General features: G+C 71.0%; 15 protein-coding genes. 7 read left to right on the top strand and 8 right to left on the bottom strand.

From position 1 onward, the window contains the following. Positions 1-18 precede the first annotated feature (18 nt). From AAID08_RS14615 to AAID08_RS14605, 3 genes are read left to right on the top strand one after another with little or no spacing between them, the layout of a single operon-like run. Entirely contained in the window at positions 19-1332 is a 1314-nt protein-coding gene (locus tag AAID08_RS14615; RefSeq protein WP_054504195.1) for an MFS transporter, read from the top strand. Further along, positions 1329-2471, top strand: a complete 1143-nt coding sequence (locus AAID08_RS14610; protein WP_395756512.1) for a thiolase family protein — start codon at positions 1329-1331, stop codon at positions 2469-2471. The genes AAID08_RS14615 and AAID08_RS14610 overlap by 4 nt, the downstream gene beginning before the upstream one ends. Continuing rightward, positions 2468-2806: a zinc ribbon domain-containing protein gene (locus tag AAID08_RS14605; RefSeq protein WP_144657435.1), complete on the top strand. Its 339-nt coding sequence runs from the start codon at positions 2468-2470 to the stop codon at positions 2804-2806. The genes AAID08_RS14610 and AAID08_RS14605 overlap by 4 nt, the downstream gene beginning before the upstream one ends. Positions 2807-2840: 34 nt before the next feature. Here the strand turns inward: AAID08_RS14605 and AAID08_RS14600 are convergent, their stop codons facing one another. Then, positions 2841-3665, bottom strand: coding sequence for a TlpA disulfide reductase family protein (locus AAID08_RS14600; RefSeq protein WP_064525255.1), 825 nt, complete (start codon positions 3663-3665; stop codon positions 2841-2843). Between the two features lie 142 nt (positions 3666-3807). Here AAID08_RS14600 and AAID08_RS14595 point away from each other — a divergent pair, with 142 nt between their 5' ends. The 4 genes from AAID08_RS14595 to AAID08_RS14580 all read left to right on the top strand — a co-directional run bounded on the left by AAID08_RS14595 (position 3808) and on the right by AAID08_RS14580 (position 7458). Further along, positions 3808-4881, top strand: a complete 1074-nt coding sequence (locus tag AAID08_RS14595; RefSeq protein WP_054504191.1) for a nitronate monooxygenase family protein — start codon at positions 3808-3810, stop codon at positions 4879-4881. A 237-nt stretch (positions 4882-5118) separates the two neighbouring features. Then, on the top strand, positions 5119-5910 hold the full coding sequence (locus tag AAID08_RS14590; protein ID WP_049073911.1) for an amino acid ABC transporter substrate-binding protein: 792 nt from the start codon (positions 5119-5121) through the stop codon (positions 5908-5910). Between the two features lie 116 nt (positions 5911-6026). Continuing rightward, positions 6027-6680 carry an amino acid ABC transporter permease gene (locus AAID08_RS14585; protein WP_006384524.1) on the top strand — a complete coding sequence of 218 codons (654 nt, stop codon included), beginning with the start codon at positions 6027-6029 and terminating at the stop codon, positions 6678-6680. Positions 6681-6705: 25 nt separating this feature from the next. Further along, positions 6706-7458 carry an amino acid ABC transporter ATP-binding protein gene (locus AAID08_RS14580; protein WP_026383076.1) on the top strand — a complete coding sequence of 251 codons (753 nt, stop codon included), beginning with the start codon at positions 6706-6708 and terminating at the stop codon, positions 7456-7458. Between the two features lie 57 nt (positions 7459-7515). Here the strand turns inward: AAID08_RS14580 and AAID08_RS14575 are convergent, their stop codons facing one another. From AAID08_RS14575 to AAID08_RS14545, 7 genes are all read right to left on the bottom strand, one after another. Further along, complete coding sequence (locus tag AAID08_RS14575; RefSeq protein WP_144657429.1) at positions 7516-8340, bottom strand: ABC transporter ATP-binding protein; 825 nt, start codon at positions 8338-8340, stop codon at positions 7516-7518. After that, the gene (locus AAID08_RS14570) at positions 8319-9377 is read right to left on the bottom strand and encodes an iron chelate uptake ABC transporter family permease subunit (protein ID WP_064525247.1); all 1059 of its coding nucleotides are present in this window, start codon (positions 9375-9377) and stop codon (positions 8319-8321) included. The genes AAID08_RS14575 and AAID08_RS14570 overlap by 22 nt, the downstream gene beginning before the upstream one ends. Further along, positions 9374-10411, bottom strand: coding sequence for an iron ABC transporter permease (locus AAID08_RS14565; protein ID WP_064525243.1), 1038 nt, complete (start codon positions 10409-10411; stop codon positions 9374-9376). Before AAID08_RS14565 ends, AAID08_RS14570 begins: the two co-directional genes overlap by 4 nt. Next, the gene (locus tag AAID08_RS14560; protein ID WP_254607719.1) at positions 10411-11526 is read right to left on the bottom strand and encodes an ABC transporter substrate-binding protein; all 1116 of its coding nucleotides are present in this window, start codon (positions 11524-11526) and stop codon (positions 10411-10413) included. The genes AAID08_RS14565 and AAID08_RS14560 overlap by 1 nt, the downstream gene beginning before the upstream one ends. Before the next feature lie 39 nt (positions 11527-11565). After that, on the bottom strand, positions 11566-13782 hold the full coding sequence (locus AAID08_RS14555; protein ID WP_155755521.1) for a TonB-dependent siderophore receptor: 2217 nt from the start codon (positions 13780-13782) through the stop codon (positions 11566-11568). A 155-nt stretch (positions 13783-13937) separates the two neighbouring features. Then, the gene (locus AAID08_RS14550) at positions 13938-15167 is read right to left on the bottom strand and encodes a multidrug effflux MFS transporter (protein WP_054504313.1); all 1230 of its coding nucleotides are present in this window, start codon (positions 15165-15167) and stop codon (positions 13938-13940) included. A gap of 131 nt (positions 15168-15298) precedes the next feature. Continuing rightward, positions 15299-16213 carry a helix-turn-helix transcriptional regulator gene (locus AAID08_RS14545; protein WP_254607722.1) on the bottom strand — a complete coding sequence of 305 codons (915 nt, stop codon included), beginning with the start codon at positions 16211-16213 and terminating at the stop codon, positions 15299-15301. Between the last annotated feature and the right edge of the window lie 66 nt (positions 16214-16279).

Here is a 16279-nt window from a genome sequence, read left to right as displayed (position 1 = left end):
AAAACAAGGGGTAAGACCATGACGTTGGCATACCAGGGCGCGGCGCAGAGCGCCGACGAGCAGGCCCGCAGGAAGCGCACGCGGCGGGTGGTGATGGCGTCCGTCGCGGGCAACGCGATGGAGTGGTACGACTTTTTCATCTACGGCACGGCGGCGGCGCTGGTGTTCGGCGAGCTGTTCTTTCCCAAGGGCACCGATCCGCTGCTGGGCACCATGGGCGCCTTCGCCGGCTTTGCGGTGGGCTTTCTGGCGCGGCCGCTGGGCGGCGTGGTCTTCGGCCACATCGGCGACCGCTACGGCCGCAAGCTGGCGCTGGAATGGACGCTGGGCATCATGGGCGCGGCCACCTTCCTGATCGGGCTGTTGCCCACCTATGAGCAGATCGGCATCTGGGCGCCGGTGGCGATGGTGGTGCTGCGCGTGCTGCAAGGCGCGGCGGCCGGCGGCGAATGGGGCGGCGGCGTGCTGCTCATCAGCGAGGCGGTGGGCGGCAAGCGCCGCGGCTATTTTTCGTCGTTCAGCCAGTTGGGCGTGGCGGGCGGCTTTGTGTTGTCTTCCGGCGTCTTCATGCTGGCGCAGCAACTGCCGCAGGAGGCCTTCATGAGCTGGGGCTGGCGCCTGCCGTTCCTCCTGAGCGTGCTGATCTTCGGCATCGGCCTGTACATCCGCAAGCACATCCCGGAAAGCGATGAATTCGTGCAGGCCAGGAAGACCGCCAAGCGCGGCATGCCGGCGGTGGAGGTGTTCCGCCGCTATCCGCGCCAGGTGTTCACGGCCATGGGGCTGCGCGTGGCGGAGAATGGCGGCTCGTACATCTTCCTGGCGTTCGCGCTGGCCTACGGCAAGTTCCTGGGCATTCCCAATGACGTGATGCTGGGCGGGGTGCTGGCGTCCATGTTCATCGAGCTGGGCACGCTGGTGTGGTTCGGCCACCTGTCGGACCGCATCGGCCGGCGCGCCGTCTACCTGATCGGCTCGGCCGGCTTGATGCTGGCGGCGTTTCCGTTCTTCTGGCTGGTGCAGACCAAGGAGCCGGTGTGGATCTTCCTGGCGTTCTTCCTGGGCAATACGGTCTGCCACGCGGCCATGATCGGCACCCAGCCGGCGTACTTCGCCGAGCTGTTCCCGGCCGAGGTGCGCTACACCGGCCTGGCGCTCGGCCACGAGCTGGCCTCGGTGTTCGCTGGCGGCCTGTCGCCGCTGATCGCCATGGCGCTGCTGCGCAAGTATGAATCGGCCACGCCGGTGGCGTGGTTTCTGGTGGGGATGGCGGCCATCACGGTCATCACCTTGCTGCTGACGCGCGAGCCGCCGCGCCAGGAATCGGCATGAGCGCCGGTCCCGGCATCGTCGGCGTGGGCGAGACGCCCGCGCTGCGCCATCCCGAGCCCGGCTGCGACACGGCCACGCTGATCGCGCGGTCGGTGCGGCTGGCGCTGGACGACGCCGGGTTGCGGCCGGCGGACGTCGACGGCCTGGGGTTGGCCTCGTTCACGCTGCGCCCCGACCGCGCCATCGACATGGCGTGGCGGCTCGGGCTGACGCTGGACTGGTGCATGCAGGACGAGATGGGCGGCGCCAGCGCCATCAACCTGCTGCGCCACGCCTGGCTGGCGCTGCGGGCCGGGCAGGCGCGCACCATCGTGCTGGTGGCGGGCGACCATTTCAGCGGCGCCGACTTTGCCGCGCTGGTGGGGCGCTACAACCGCAGCGCGCAGGATTACCTGAGCCCCCTGGGCTGCGCCGGACCGAACCCGCTGTTCGCCATGCTGACGCAGCGGCAGATGGCGCGGACCGGCCTGCGGCGCGAGGACTATGGCGCGCTGTGCGTGGCGCAGCGCGCCTGGGCCGGCGCCAATCCCAACGCTGCCTATCGCCAGCCACTGACGCTGGCGCAGTATCTGGAGGCGCCGATGGTGGCCGAGCCGCTGGGCCGGCTCGATTGCGTGCCGGTGGTCAGCGGCGCCTGCGCGCTGGTGCTGCAGGCGCGGCCGCAAGGCGTGCACGTCGCGCTGCGGGCCAGCGGCGCGCGCTACAACGCCGACCAGCAGGAGGGCGACGGGCTGGTGACCGGTATCGCCGGGTTCGCGCCCGTGCTGTGGGCCGAGGCTGGCCTCGGGCCGCAAGACATGGACGTGGTCGGCGTGTACGACGATTACCCGGCCATGGCCGTGGCGCAGTTGTGCGACCTGGGCCTGGCGCCGGCGGACGACCTGCCGGGGTTCATTGCGCGCCGCATCGCCACGCGCGAGTTGCCGGTCAATACGGCGGGCGGCCAGTTGTCGGCGGGACAGGCCGGGACGGCCGGCGGCATGCATGGGCTGGCGGAAGTGGCGCGCCAATTGCTGGGCCGCGCCGGCGCGCGGCAGGTGGCGGGTGCGCGCCACGGCGTGGCGACCGGCTACGGCATGGTGCAGTTGCGCTACGGCATGTGCGCCAACGCGGCGGTGCTGGCCCGGGAGGATGCATGAGTTTCAGCGTGATGGAATGCGCACAGTGCGGGCACCGGGTCTACCCGGCGCGGCTGTGGTGCCCGGCGTGCGGACAGGAGCGGGCGCTCGAGGTGGCGGTGGAGCAAGCTGAACTGCTGGCGTGGACCCGGGTGCCGGGCAAGGGCGGCGATGCCGACGGCGTCTTCGCTACCGTCAATGCGCTGCCGCGCGGGCCGCTGCTGGTGGTGCGCCTGGCGGATATGCCGCAAGGGGTGGGGCAACGCTTGCGTCTGCTGACACGGACGGCGCAAGGGGGGGCGTTGCCCTGGGCGCAAGCGTTGTCCGAGGGCGACGCGGTGCCGGGCGAGGGCTGACAGCCCGGAATCGGCCTTGGCGGGAGCGCGCCGATCAGCGCTGCGCGTCGGCCGCGCGGATCGATTGCAGCCGTTGCGCCAGCGCGGGGCTCGACAGTTCGCCGACGCGCACGTCCATCAGCCGGCCCTGGGCATCGAGGAACAGGGTCGCCGGCAGGCCGCGGTTGCTCATCTGGCGCGAGGCGTCGCCGGCCGGATCGAGCAAGGCGTTGGCAAGCGATGGCGCGTGCTCATCCAGGTATTGGCGGACGGTGGCCGCCGCTTCGCCCTGGTTCAGAAAGACGAAATGGATGTCGGGGTTGGCCGCCTGCGCCTGCTCGAAGGCCGGCATTTCGCGGCGGCACGGCGGGCACCAACTGGCCCACAGGTTCACGACCATCGGCTTGCCGTGAAAGGCGGCCAGCGTGGCGGCGGCGCCGTCCATGTGTTGCAGCGACAGTTCCGCCAACTGCGGCTGCGTCTGGGCCGGCGGCGCCAGCAGGCGGCCGCCGCCGAGCCAGACCGCCGTGCCCAGCGCCATCGCGACCAACACGGCGCGGCGTGGAGCGAGTTGGCGCAGCACGGCGTAGGCGCCGTAGGCCAGCGCCGCGGCCAGTCCGGCGGAACCGGCCCAGCCGCCGTCGCGCAGGTCGAGAATCCTGAGCGGGGCCTGCAGGAAGTGATCGCGGTATTGCCAGACGAAGGTCAGCCGCGCCACCAGCAGGCCCAGCAGCAGGCAGCGCCACAAGACGCGGCTGGCGTCCTCGGCGCGCGCGCCGGCCAGCAGGCGGCTGGCGAGCAGGCCGATGGCGACGGCGGCCGCCAGCAGCGCGAGCTCGATCGGAAACACCAGGGGGCCGAGACGGAGGGCGGGGCTCATGCGGCGCGCTCCCGGCGCGCGGCCACGCCGGGGCGGCCGTTGCTGCGAAATTCCATGGCGTGATGCGAGTAGGGACAAGGCCCAAGGCTAGCACGCCGTTGCGATATGCTTGGGCATCCTTCCCCGCCGTCGTGTGCCCTCGATGAAATCGCTGCCTTCGCTGTTGCCCCTGATCCAAGCGCCGATGGTCGGCTCTTTCAGCCCGCTGACCATCGCCGCATGCCGCGCCGGCGCCCTCGGCTCGCTGGCCTGCGCGGCGCTCGGCCCGGACGCATTGCGCGAGCAGATCGCCGCGATCCGCGCGCAGACCGATGCGCCGTTCAACCTGAATTTCTTCAGCCACACCCCGCCGGCGCCCGACGAGGCGGCCCAGGTCCGTTGGCGCGAGACGCTGGCGCCGTACTACCGCGAGGCCGGGCTGGACCTGTCGGCCGCCGGCAGCGGCCCGGGCCGCGCGCCATTCGACGAAGCCATGTGCCAGGTGGTCGAGGAATCGCGCCCGGCGGTGGTCAGCTTCCATTTCGGCCTGCCGGACGACGCGCTGCTGGAGCGGGTGCGGCGCGCCGGCGCCATGGTGCTGTCGTCCGCCACCACCGTCGAGGAGGCGCGCTGGCTCGACGCCCGGGGCGTGGACGCCATCATCGCCCAGGGCGTGGAGGCGGGCGGCCATCGCGGCATGTTCCTGACCGATGACATCGGCGCGCAGCCGGGCCTGTACGCCTTGTTGCCGCAGGTGGTGGACGCGGTGGGCGTGCCGGTGATCGCGGCCGGCGGCATCGCCGACGGGCGTGGCATCGCCGCAGCCTTCGCGCTGGGCGCGGCGGCCGCGCAACTGGGCACCGCCTATCTGCTGACGCCGCAGGCCGGCCGTTCGGCCATCCACCGCCAGGCGGTGCTGGCCGCGCGCGACGATGCCACGCGCCTGACCAATCTGTATACCGGCCGCCCGGCGCGCGGGCTGCTGACGCGCTTCATGCGCGAACAGGGACCAATGAGCGCGGCGGCGCCGGCGTTTCCGCTGGCGACCGGGGCGGTCGATCCGCTGCGGGCGGCGGTGGAAAAGACCGGCAGCGGGGATTTCTCGCTGCTGTGGTCGGGCGAGGCCGCGGCGCTGGCGCGCGAGACCGACGCCGAGGCGCTGACCCGCCAGTTGTGGGACGACGCGCTCGACTGCGCGGCCGGCCTGCGCGGGGGCATGGCGGCGCGGGCCGGCTAGGCTTCAACCGGGCTTGTCCGGGGAGACCGGGGCTCCGGCGGGCGGCGCCAACTGTGCTGACGCCGATGGGGCATGGCAGCCCGGCCTCCGGGACGGGATCCTGCTCGGCGCTATCGCTTGGCCCTATATATGGCCACGATGAAACACATATTTCCAGGGACGCTAAAATAACCGGCTCGCGGCTTTCGTCGAGCCCTCCGGCCTTCTTCATTCCTGCGCCTCGCGCCCTCGATAAATATGAAAAAACTGACTGCTGTTCTTCTCGTGTCCGCCACCACGATGCTGACCGCCTGCGGCCCGTCCGACAACGCGCCGGCCGCCAGCGCGCAGGCCCCGGCCGCCGCCCGCAAGGTCGTCGTCGGCCTGGACGACAACTTCCCGCCCATGGGTTTCCGCGACGCCAACAACCAGATCGTCGGTTTCGACGTCGACATGGCCAAGGAAGCCAGCAAGCGCCTGGGCCTGGAAGTCGAATTCAAGCCGATCGACTGGAGCGCCAAGGAAGCCGAGCTGAACGGCAAGCGCGTGGACGTGCTCTGGAACGGCCTGACCATCACCGAAGAGCGCAAGAAGAACATCAGCTTCACGGCCCCCTACATGGCCAACCACCAGATCATCATCGTCGGCAACGCCTCGCCGGTGAAGGCCAAGGCCGATCTGGCCGGCAAGGTGGTCGGCGCCCAGGACGGCAGCAGCGCCACCGACGCCATCGCCAAGGACCCGGTCGCCGGCAGCATCAAGGAAGTCAAGAAGTTCGGCGACAACGTCACCGCGCTGATGGACCTGGCCGCCGGCCGCCTGGACGCCATCGTGGTCGACGAAGTCGTGGGCCGCTACCTGATCAGCAAGCGCGCCGGTGAATACCGCGTGCTGGACGACAACTTCGGCACCGAAGACTACGGCGTCGGCGTGCGCAAGGACGACACCGAGCTGCTGGCCAAGCTCGACAAGACCCTGGATTCGATGAAGCAGGACGGCACCGCCGGCCGCATCGCCACCCAGTGGTTCGGCGCCAACATCGTCAAGTAAGCTCCCGGGAAACGCCCGGACCGCGCCGCGGTCCGGGCGTTTTTCAGTCCGGCGATTCCCCGCGCCGCCCATCCCGCTCCTGATTCCTCCCGCCGGCAAGGCGCCCACCCATCCGCATGGACTACGTACTCTCCCTCCTGGGACCCCTGGCGCAAGGCGCGAAAGTGACCTTGACGCTGTTCTTCATCACGCTGGCGCTGGCCGTGCCGCTGGGCCTGGTGCTGGCGCTGCTGCGGATCTCCAAGTGGGGCTTCGTCAGCCAACTGGTCAACGGCTACATCTGGCTGATGCGCGGCACGCCGCTGATGCTGCAGATGCTGTTCATCTACTTCGCGCTGCCGTTCGTGCCGGTGGTGGGGGTGCGCCTGCCCGACTTCCCGGCGGCGGTGGTGGCGTTCGCGCTGAACTACGCGGCCTATTTCGCCGAGATCTTCCGCGCCGGCATCCAGTCGGTGGACCGCGGCCAGTACGAGGGCAGCAAGGTGCTGGGCATGACCTACCTGCAGACGCTGCGCCGCATCGTGCTGCCGCAGATGGTGCAGCGGGTGCTGCCGCCCATGAGCAACGAGACCATCACGCTGGTCAAGGACACCTCCCTGATCTACGTGCTGGCGCTCAACGACATTCTGCGCACCGCGCGCGGCATCGTGCAGCGCGACTTCACGACCACGCCGTTCCTGGTCGCGGCCGCCTTCTATCTCATCATGACGCTGGTGTTGACGTGGTTCTTCCAGCGTATGGAAAAGCGCTATGCCAAATACGACCAGTAATCCGTCCGCCGGCGGTCGCGGCGCCATGATCTCGGCGCGCGGCATCGTCAAGTCGTTCGGCGCCAACCGGGTGCTGGACCAGGTCTCGCTGGAACTGGGCAAGGGCGAGGTGGTGGCGGTGATCGGGCCGTCGGGCTCGGGCAAGAGCACCTTCCTGCGCTGCCTGAACCACCTGGAGACCATCGACGACGGCACCATCGAGATCGAGGGCGAAGCCCTGGCCACGGCGGTGCCGGGCGGCCAGAGCCGCTACGCCAGCGACGGGGACGTGCGCCGCATCTGCCGCAAGATGGGCATGGTGTTCCAGTCGTTCAATCTGTTCCCGCACATGACCGTGCTGCAGAACATCATCGAAGCGCCCATGATCGTCAAGGGCATGCCGCGCGCCGCCATCGTGCCCAAGGCCGAGGAACTGCTGCGCAAGGTCGGCCTGCTGAACAAGCGCGACAACTATCCCACGCGCCTGTCCGGCGGCCAGAAGCAGCGCGTGGCCATCGCCCGCGCGCTGGCGATGGAACCCGACATCATGCTGTTCGACGAGCCGACCTCGGCGCTCGACCCCGAGCTGACCGGCGAAGTGCTGCGCACCATGCGCCAGCTGGCCGACGAGCACATGACCATGCTGGTGGTGACCCACGAAATGGGCTTCGCCCGCGAAGTGGCGCACCGCGTCATCTTCATGGACGAGGGCCGCATCGTCGAAGAGGCGCCTTCCGCCGACTTCTTCCGCGCGCCCCAGCATCCGCGCAGCCGCGAGTTCCTGGCGCACATGCTGTAAGGGCGGTATCAGCGCCGGGCGGCTTGCCGCGGTCTTGGCGCCGCCGGCGCGCCGGCCTCAGCCCTGGCCGCCGCGCCGGGGCACGACCATGGGGCTGCCGGTCTCCGGATCCGGCAGCACCCGGCATTCCAGATCGAACACCTGCCGCATGGCGTCCTCCGTGACCACCTGGCGCACCTCGCCCTGCGCGGCGATGCGGCCGGACCGCATCATGACGACCCGGTCGGCATAGCGGAACGCCAGGTTCAGGTCATGCAGCACCACCACCAGCGTGCGGCCGGCGCGGTGCAGTCGCGCGCACAGCTCCAGCAGGTCGATCTGGTGGCGGATGTCCAGGAACGTGGTGGGTTCGTCCAGCAGCATGATGCCGGCGTCCTGCGCCAGCACCAGCGCCAGCCAGGCGCGTTGGCGCTGGCCGCCGGACAGCGTGTGCACGGGATGATCGGCCAGGTCCGCCAGGTCGGTATCGGCCAGCGCCGCGTCGACCGCCCGGGCGTCGGCGGGCGACCACTGCCGCAACAGGGTCTGGTGCGGATAACGGCCGCGCGCCACCAGATCGCGCACCGTGATCATTTCCGGGGCCACCGGGTTCTGCGGCAGATAGGCCAGGCGCCGCGCCACCGCCTTGCGCCGCAGGCTGGCCAGGTCCGCGCCGTCCAGCAGCGCCTGGCCCTGGCTGGGCGCCAGCGCGCCGCCGAGCACCCGCAGGAGCGTGGACTTGCCGCAGCCGTTGGGGCCGACCACCGCCGTGAACGCGCCCGGGGCCACCGTGAGCGACAGGTCGCGCAGCACGGGCCTGTCGCCGTAGGACAGGTGGACTTGCCGCAGTTGCAGCGCGGACGCGCCGGGGGAAGGGGGGGTCACGTGGAGGTCTTGCGCCATTCGAGTACCAGCAGGAAAGCAAGATAGACGCCGCCGATGCCGGCGGTCAGGACGCCGACCGGCAGCCCGTTGGGGCCAGCCAGGCGGGTCAGCAGGTCGGCGCCGGCCAGCAGCACGGCGCCGGTCAGGGCCGCCAGCAGCGGTTGCGGGCCGCTCGCGGGCACGCAGCGGCGGGCGATCTGTGGCGCCGCCAGGGCGATGAAGGCGATCGGCCCGGCCACCGCGACCGCGGCGGCCGCGGCCAGTACCGCCACCAGCGTGGCCGCCAGGCGGCTGCGGGCCGGCGGCGCGCCCAGGGCCTGGGCCAGGTCATCGCCCATCTCCAGCAAGCGCAGGCGGGCGCACAGCGCCAGCGCCAGCGGCAGCAGCACGGCGCAGGCCGATCCGATCAGGGCGACGTCGTGCCAGGTCCTGCCGGCCAGGCTGCCGTTGAGCCAGGTGGCCGCCAGATAGGCCTGTTCTCGCCGCAGGTTGGACAGGCCGTATTGCACGAAGGCGAAGGCGATCGCACCCACGGCGATGCCGGCGATGACCATGCGCTGCGGCGCGGCGAAGCCGGCGCCGGAGCCGAACCAGACGCCGGCCGTGGCCAGCAGCGCGCCCGCCGCCGCGCCCCAGGCCACCGGCATCAGGCCCGGCCAGACCATGGCCACCGCCACGGCGCCGGCGGAGGCGCCAGCCGTCAGGCCGATGACGTCGGGGCTGCCCAGCGGATTGCGCGTCAGGCTCTGGAACAGCGCGCCCGACAGGCCCAGCGCGGCGCCCGCCCCCAGCGCCGACAGGGCGCGCGGCAGGCGCACCGTTTGCACCAGCCATTGCTCCACGGCGCCGCCGCTGCCTCGCAGCGCCTGCCACAGCGCGGCCCAGGACAAGCCGGGGTCGCCGGCGCGCAAAGCGGTGACGAACAGGACGCCGGCCATCGCCAGCAGCAGCGCGGCGCAGGCCAGTGAGCGCGGCGCGACAGGCCAGGCCAGCCACGCCCCGATGCGCAGCAGCGGGCGGCGGCGAGCGGCCATGGCCGGCGCGGCGCGGGTCATGCCGGGCTCCGCGCGCGGCTGCGCAACGCCGCCAACAGGAAGGGCGCGCCGATGAAGGCGACCACTACGCCGGTGAGCAGCTCCGCGGGCGCGCGCAGCAGCCGCGCCAGGATGTCGGCCACCAGCATCAGCAGCGGGCCCAGCACCACGCAGTACGCCAGCAGCCAGCGCAGGTCCGGCCCCGCGTGGCGGCGGGCGATATGCGGCACGGCCAGGCCCACGAAGGCGATGGGGCCGGCGGCGGCGGTGGCGGCCGCGGCCAGCACCGCCACGCACAGCAGGCCCAGCGCGCGATACAGGCCGGCGCGCAGGCCCAGCGCCTGCGCCAGCGCGTGGCCCAGCGCCAGCAGATTGAGCGGCCGCGCCAGGCCCGCGGCCAGCAGCAGGCCAAAACCGATGTAGGGCACGGCGCGCCATGCCGCGTCGAGCGATTGGCCCGCCAGCGATCCCACGGCCCAGAAGCGGTAGGCATCGAAAATGTCGTCGCGCAGCAGCGCCACCGCCTGCACATAGGCGAACAGCACCGCGTTGACGGCGGCGCCGGCCAGGATCAGCCGCACCGGTTGCAGCCCGCGGCCGCCGGCGCCGATCAGGTACACCGCCGCCGCGGCGCCCAGCGAGCCGGGCAGCGCGGCCCAGAATGGATGCGCCGGCAGGCCGCCCAGGACCAGGGCGGCGGTCACGATGGACGCGGCCGCGCCGGCATTCACCCCGAGCAGGCCCGGCTCGGCCAGCGGATTGCGGGTCAGCGCCTGGATCAGCGCCCCAGCGACCGCCAGGGCCGCGCCGGTCAGCACGGCCAGCAGGGTGCGCGGAATGCGCGAGGCCACTACCAGCGCCGCGTGGCTGTCGTCGGGTTGCAGCAGCGCGCGCCAGACCGTGGCCGCCGAGAGGCCGCGCGAGCCGAGCCACAGGCTTGCCAGCACGGCGGCGGCCAACAGCATACAGGCGCCCAGCAGCAGTGGCGCGCGCAGGCGTGGGCTGTGGGAGGGCGTGCCATCGACGCGCGCCGCGCGGGGCTGGCGCGGCGGCATCAGGGCGCGGCTCCGCCGGCCTGAGCATGACGCGCGGCCTGCGCCAGTTGCGGCGCCAGCCGGTCGAGCATCCAGGCCACCGCCAGCGGCGTGCCGGATGACGAGGCCATGACAAGCGCCGGGTCGCTCAGCGCCACGTAGGCGCCGCGCCGCACCGCGGCAATCGAGGCATACAGGGGCAGGGCCGCGGCGCGGTCGCGCTCTTCCGGGGTGTAGAACCAGGACACCAGGATGTCGGCGTCGCCGAGCGCATCGGCGTGCTCGAAGCCCAGGTAGTGGGCGAAATGCCCGGCGCTGGCCCGCAGGCCGCGCACCGACGGCGCCAGGGTCAGGCCCATGGCCGTGAGCGTATCGACGCGCGGATCGCCGGCGACGTAGGCAGCGAAATTGCCCGAGCCCAGGTCGGCGCGCACATAGGCGAAGGTCTTGCCGGCCAGTTCGGGGTAGCGGCGCGCGGCCTGCGCCAGCGCGTCGTGGATGCGCGCCTTGAGCGGCCCGGCGGCCTCGCGCCTGCCGAGCGCCGTGGCGATCAGGTCGATCTGCGTGTCGACGGGCGTCAGGAACGCCTGGCCGGGATAGGCCACCACCGGCACCAGCCGCGACAGTTGCGCGTAGGCCTCGGGCGTGACGCCGGAGAACGGCGCCAGCACCACGTCCGGGCGCAAGGCGATGATCTTTTCGATATCCAGTTCGGGGTACACCGTGATGCGCTCGGGCAGCGGCTGGCCGGTGGCCTCGATGGCGGCGCGCACCCAGGGCCAGTAATGGTCGGCGTCGCCGCCCCAGTCGGCGCGGCCCACGCCCACCGGCACCACGCCCAGCGCCAGCGCCAGGTCGTCGGCGCCCAGGCCCAGGGTGACGACGCGCCGGGGCGGGGCCGTGATGACCGCCTTGCCAAGCGCGCTGTCAAGCGTCACCGGAAAACCGGCAGCCGGCGCATCGGCGCCGTCGCGCGGCGCGGGACCGGCCGTGTTCGTAGCGGTGGTGGGCGTCGCGGTGGCTGCGGGCGGCGCGGGCCGGTCGCACGCCGACAGGGTGCAGGCCATGGCCAACGCCGCCGCGCACTGGGCGGCGCGGCGGCGCCAGGGCACCGCGATGAATCGATGCAAACGCATTGTGCCGGGAAGCTCCTTGGTGGGTCGTCAGCCGCCGCTTCAGTACTGCGCGCGCAGCGTCAGCATGACGTTGCGCGGCGCGCCATACCAGCCCTGGCTGTAGAAGCCGATCTGGTCGTAGTACTTGCGGTCGAACACGTTGTTCAGGTTGAGGGTGGCCGAGACCTGCTTGCTGAAGTCGAAGCGGGCCATCAGGTTGACCAGCGCGTAGCTGCCTTGCTCCACGTCCACATTGCCGCGCGGGCTGGCGGCGGAGCGGTAGATGCGGCTTTGCCAGTCGACACCGCCGCCCACGGTCAGGCGGTGCAGATCGCCCGGCAGGCGGTAGGTGGTGTAGACCTTGAACAGGCTGCGCGGATGGCTGGTGTTGATCGGCTTGCCGTCGGCGTCCTTGGCGGTGAAGTGGGTGTAGCTGGCGCCGAGGTTCCAGCCGGGCATGAGCTGGCCGCTGGTCTCCAGTTCGAAGCCTTCGACCTTGGCGCCGGAGACGGCACGGTACGCCTGGGTGCCGGGCATGCCGATGACCGACTCGCCCGGGATGGCCTGTGCCAGGTTGTTCTGGCGGGTCTGGTACAGCGATGCGGAGGCGTTCAGCAAGCCGTCCAGGTAGGCCGCCTTCAGGCCGACCTCGTAGCTCTTGCCGTCGATCGGCGGCAGGATCGAGCCGCTGGGCGAACGGGCGTTCTGCGGCTGGAAGATCTCCGTATAGCTGGCGTAGGCCGTGTAGGTGCTGTTGATGTCGTACAGCAGGCCGGCGTAGGGCGTGAACTGGTCGTTGATCTTGTACTGGCGCTTGCTGCCGAAGTAGGTCTGGTTGGTTTCCCAGTTGCTCCAGCGTCCGCCCAGGATCAGGTGCAGCGGATCGGCCAGCGAGAAGCGGCCCACCGCGTAGGCGCCGGTCTGCTTGACGCGCAGGTCGTCCGCGGGCGTCTTGTTGGCGGCCCAGGTGGGTTCGGCGATGTGATCCTGGCGCCAGTCGAAGAAGCTGCCCAGCGCGGGCTTGGCGCCGGTCTGCAGGTACTGGCCGATATTGCTGTGGTCGTTGACGCTCATCCAGCCCAGCGCCAGTTCGTGCTTGCGCCCGAACAACTGGAACGGGCCGGACACCGTGAGGTGGATGTCATCGCGCGAACGGTCGCCATCATAGTTGTTGTACGCGCTGGTCATGCCGGCGCCGGTGACGCGGTCGGGGTAGCCGCCGCGGAACAACTGCTTCATGCGGTAGTCGCCATCGTTGTGGCTGTAGGCCGCGCGCACCTTCCAGTCATTGGCGAAGCGATGCGTCAGGTCGACGAAGGTGGTGGTGGACTCGGTGTCGATGCGGGCCCAGCGGGTGTTGTTGGCCACCGAGCGGTTGAAGTCGGTGCGCGAGCCGTCGCTGTAGAACAGCGGAAAGCCGCTGCCGAAACCGTTGCTCTGGTTGCGGGAATACTCGATGCCGGCGGTCAGCACCGTGTCCGGCGTGAGGTCGGCGCTGATGACCCCGTAGAAGGTGCGCTTGCGCGAATCCAGGAAGGTCACGTAGCTGTCGCCCTGGTCGTAGGCGGCGACGAAGCGCGAGCGGATGCGGCCGCCTTCGGTGACCGGCACCGACAGGTCCAGGTTGCCGCCGACCTGGTTCCAACTGCCGGCGCTGGCGCTGCCGGACAAGGCGAACTCGCGCAGCGGCTTCTTGCGGATGAAGTTGACGGCGGCCGACGGATTGCCTGAACCGGTCATCAGGCCGGTGGCGCCGCGCACGATCTCGACGCGGTCGTAGATGGCCGAGTCGATGTCGGTGGCGCCGTAGTTCCACAGGCTGAGGATGGGCGAGTTCAGGCCGTCGAACTGGAAGTTGTCGATATCGAAGCCGCGCGACGAGAACGCAAAGCGGTTGCTGTCGCTGCGCGAGACCGAGATGCCCGGCGCGCTGGCCAGGATCGCGCCGGTGTCGCGCAGGCCCTGGTCCTCGATCTGCTGGCGCGTCACCACGCTGACGGACTGCGGCGTCTCGCGCGGCGACAGCGTCAGGCCGGTGGCCGTGTTCATGGCGTCGGTCGTGTAGGAGTGGGTGCCTTCGGTGGTGCCCGGGATGCCGGCGCCGCTGACGGTGACGGCGGGCAGTTGCGCCACGTCGCCGCTATCGGCGCTGGCGGCGCTCTGGGCGGTGGCTTGCTGGTGGGTAAGGGCGGAGCAGAACAGGGCCGTCTGAATCGCGTAGACAAGGGGACGCACCCGGCGCGGACGCGCGGCGGGCAGGGGCGGTACGAACGGCATGAGGACGAGCTCCAGCGGAAAAATTTGGTAATGAGAATTATTGATTTTTACCGTTGTGCTGATGTATGCCGGACGACGCGATGCATATGGAGAATGCCGTTGGCCCGGTGCGTCGCCGCGCGGACATGCCCGCTCGAAACCCGCGGGCCGGCACGCTAGCCCAGGCCGGCCTCGGTCTTGGCCACGGGGGCGGCGCGGCGGTGCAACCAGGCCCAGCCGATGGCGCTGGCCGCCACGCAGGCCAGCATGGCCGCCGCCAGCCGCAGCGGCTGGCCATAGACCAGCGGCACGCCCCAGCCGCTGGCCACGGAGAATGTCAGCATCTGCATGAAACCCAGCACGGACGCGGCGGTGCCCGACAGGTCCGGCACATGCCCCAGGATGCGCAATGTCATGGCCGGCACGCCCATGGCCAGGCCGCAGGTGTACAGGCCGGGCAGCAGCACCGCCCAGGGCAGGCGCGGCGGCTCGGCGGCGGCCATGTACAGCACATAGGCCAGGCAACTGCCCCCCATCAGCAGATAGGCCAGCAGCGTGATGCGCCCATCCGACCAGTGCCCCGCCTTGCGCGCCGCCAGCAGCGCGCCGGCCATGGCGCCGGCCACCAGCGGCACGAACAGATAGGCGAAATCGGTCTCCGGCAAACCCAGGACGTTGACGATGAAATCGGGCGCCGCCCCGATCAGGAACCCCTGGGCGGCGAACAGCAGGCTGAACGCCGCGCCCAGCGCGGCATAGCGCCGGTTGCCCAGCACGCGCGCATAGTTGCCGCCCAGCGTGCGCCAGGCCAGCGGCTGGCGCCGCTCGGGCGGCAGCGTTTCGGGCAGGCGCCGCGCGCACAGCAGCCAGGCGGCGCCGGCCAGCGCGGTCAGCAGCAGGAACACGGATCGCCAACCCTGGTGCGCGGCCAGGTAGCCGCCCAGGATCGGGGCCAGCGCCGGCGACAGGTTGAACACCAGGATCAGGTAGGACATGGCGCGGCGCGCCACCGCGCCGTCGTAGCAGTCGCGGATGATGGCCTGTCCGACCACGATGCCGGCGCCGGCCGACAGGCCCTGCACCGCGCGCCCGGCCAGCAGCCAGCCGAAGCTCGGCGCCAGCGCCGCCATCAGCGCGCCGGCGACGTACACCCCCAGCGCCGTGAGCACGACGCGGCGCCGTCCCAGCGAGTCGGACAGCGTGCCATGCAGCAGCAGCATGGAGGCATAGCACGCCATGTACACGCCCAGCGTCAGTTGTACGGTTTCCTGCGGAACGGCGAATTCCCGGCCCAGCGCCCCGAATGCGGGCAGGTACGCGTCGATGGTGGCGGGGGCGACACAGGACAGCAGGCCCAGCATCAACACCATGACGGGAAAGGAAGGCAGGGGTTCGCGGCGTGACACGACGGCATCCATGGCAGGGGCTTCCCGGGCTGGGAAGCGCTGTCGCATGGTCGCCCGTCATGGCGGGTTGCAGGAATGGAGAACGCCGCGAGAGCAATGGGCGCCGCCGTAAGCTGTGCACGAACCGGCGCTCAGTTCAGTTCGCTGGGCGCGATGCCGTAGCGTTCGCGGAACGCCGTGGCGAAGTTGGTGGCGTGGCGGTAGCCGACGAAGTGCGCGGCCTGCTGCACGCTGCATCCCTGGGCCAGTTGTTCGCGCGCCACCTCCAGGCGGCGCTCGCGCAGCCAGCTGAAGACCGAGCGCTGGTAGGTGGCCTGAAATTTGGCGCGCAGCGTGCTGGGGCTCATGCAGGCCAGCCGCGCCAGGTCGTCCAGCGTATGTTCCTCGCCGGGCGCGTTGTACAGGCGTTCGCGCACCCGTTCCAGCAACTGGCGATCGCGCTCGGAAACGGCGCTGTCGGCCGGCGCGCGCTGTTCCAGCGTGGCCAGGGCGTGCGCCAGCAACTGGGTGGCCACGCCTTCGCGCAGCATGGCCTGCAGCGGGCCGTCCCAGCCGCAATCGAGCAGGTGTTCGATGGCCTGCAGCAGATGGCCCTGCACCTGCCAGCGGCGCAGCCGCAGCGAGGGCGAACGCAGCGCCTTCCAGATCAGCTCGCTGGTCGGGTCGTCGCCCGCGCCATCCGGGTCGGACAGCGACAGGTTGACGCTGCGCAGGCGCTGGCCGGGCGCGTGGATGCCGGTCATGGCAACGGTGTCGCCGTACAGCGCGCTGACGCCGCTGTGCGCGGCCAGCCTGACGTCGTCATGGCGATCGATGCGGGTCTGGGCGTTGCCCTGCAGCATGACGATGGCCGAAAAACGTGGCGACATCATCGAGGTGGCTTCGTAGTGCTGGTGCACGCGCACATCGGACAGCACCAGCGTCAGGCCGGGGCGGATCGCGTGGGTCTCGACCCGGCCTTCGGCGATGCAGAGGGTTTCCGGATCGCCCCGCAGCGCGCCGCTCAACTGCGGCAGTCGGTAGTGGAAACCGCTCTGGCTGCCCATGCGGTTGAAGTCGGCGACGGTGAATTGGGCGGGGGAGGGTGATGGGTTCAAGATCGTCACTCGCGT

The organism is Achromobacter sp. EB05, from assembly GCF_044232075.1.
GTDB lineage: Bacteria > Pseudomonadota > Gammaproteobacteria > Burkholderiales > Burkholderiaceae_B > Achromobacter > Achromobacter dolens.
Note: the sequence above shows the minus strand (reverse complement) of the source record. Positions and strands in the feature narration are given on the sequence as shown.

Coding starts and splice junctions, on each gene's coding strand:
- AAID08_RS14595 (WP_054504191.1), top strand. CDS start 3,808: ATGAAATCGCTGCCTTCGCTGTTGCCCCTGATCCAAGCGCCGATGGTC.
- AAID08_RS14555 (WP_155755521.1), bottom strand. CDS start 13,782: ATGCCGTTCGTACCGCCCCTGCCCGCCGCGCGTCCGCGCCGGGTGCGT.
- AAID08_RS14570 (WP_064525247.1), bottom strand. CDS start 9,377: ATGACCCGCGCCGCGCCGGCCATGGCCGCTCGCCGCCGCCCGCTGCTG.
- AAID08_RS14565 (WP_064525243.1), bottom strand. CDS start 10,411: ATGCCGCCGCGCCAGCCCCGCGCGGCGCGCGTCGATGGCACGCCCTCC.
- AAID08_RS14585 (WP_006384524.1), top strand. CDS start 6,027: ATGGACTACGTACTCTCCCTCCTGGGACCCCTGGCGCAAGGCGCGAAA.
- AAID08_RS14600 (WP_064525255.1), bottom strand. CDS start 3,665: ATGAGCCCCGCCCTCCGTCTCGGCCCCCTGGTGTTTCCGATCGAGCTC.
- AAID08_RS14615 (WP_054504195.1), top strand. CDS start 19: ATGACGTTGGCATACCAGGGCGCGGCGCAGAGCGCCGACGAGCAGGCC.
- AAID08_RS14580 (WP_026383076.1), top strand. CDS start 6,706: ATGATCTCGGCGCGCGGCATCGTCAAGTCGTTCGGCGCCAACCGGGTG.
- AAID08_RS14545 (WP_254607722.1), bottom strand. CDS start 16,213: ATGGGCAGCCAGAGCGGTTTCCACTACCGACTGCCGCAGTTGAGCGGC.
- AAID08_RS14575 (WP_144657429.1), bottom strand. CDS start 8,340: ATGGCGCAAGACCTCCACGTGACCCCCCCTTCCCCCGGCGCGTCCGCG.
- AAID08_RS14605 (WP_144657435.1), top strand. CDS start 2,468: ATGAGTTTCAGCGTGATGGAATGCGCACAGTGCGGGCACCGGGTCTAC.
- AAID08_RS14610 (WP_395756512.1), top strand. CDS start 1,329: ATGAGCGCCGGTCCCGGCATCGTCGGCGTGGGCGAGACGCCCGCGCTG.
- AAID08_RS14590 (WP_049073911.1), top strand. CDS start 5,119: ATGAAAAAACTGACTGCTGTTCTTCTCGTGTCCGCCACCACGATGCTG.
- AAID08_RS14560 (WP_254607719.1), bottom strand. CDS start 11,526: ATGCGTTTGCATCGATTCATCGCGGTGCCCTGGCGCCGCCGCGCCGCC.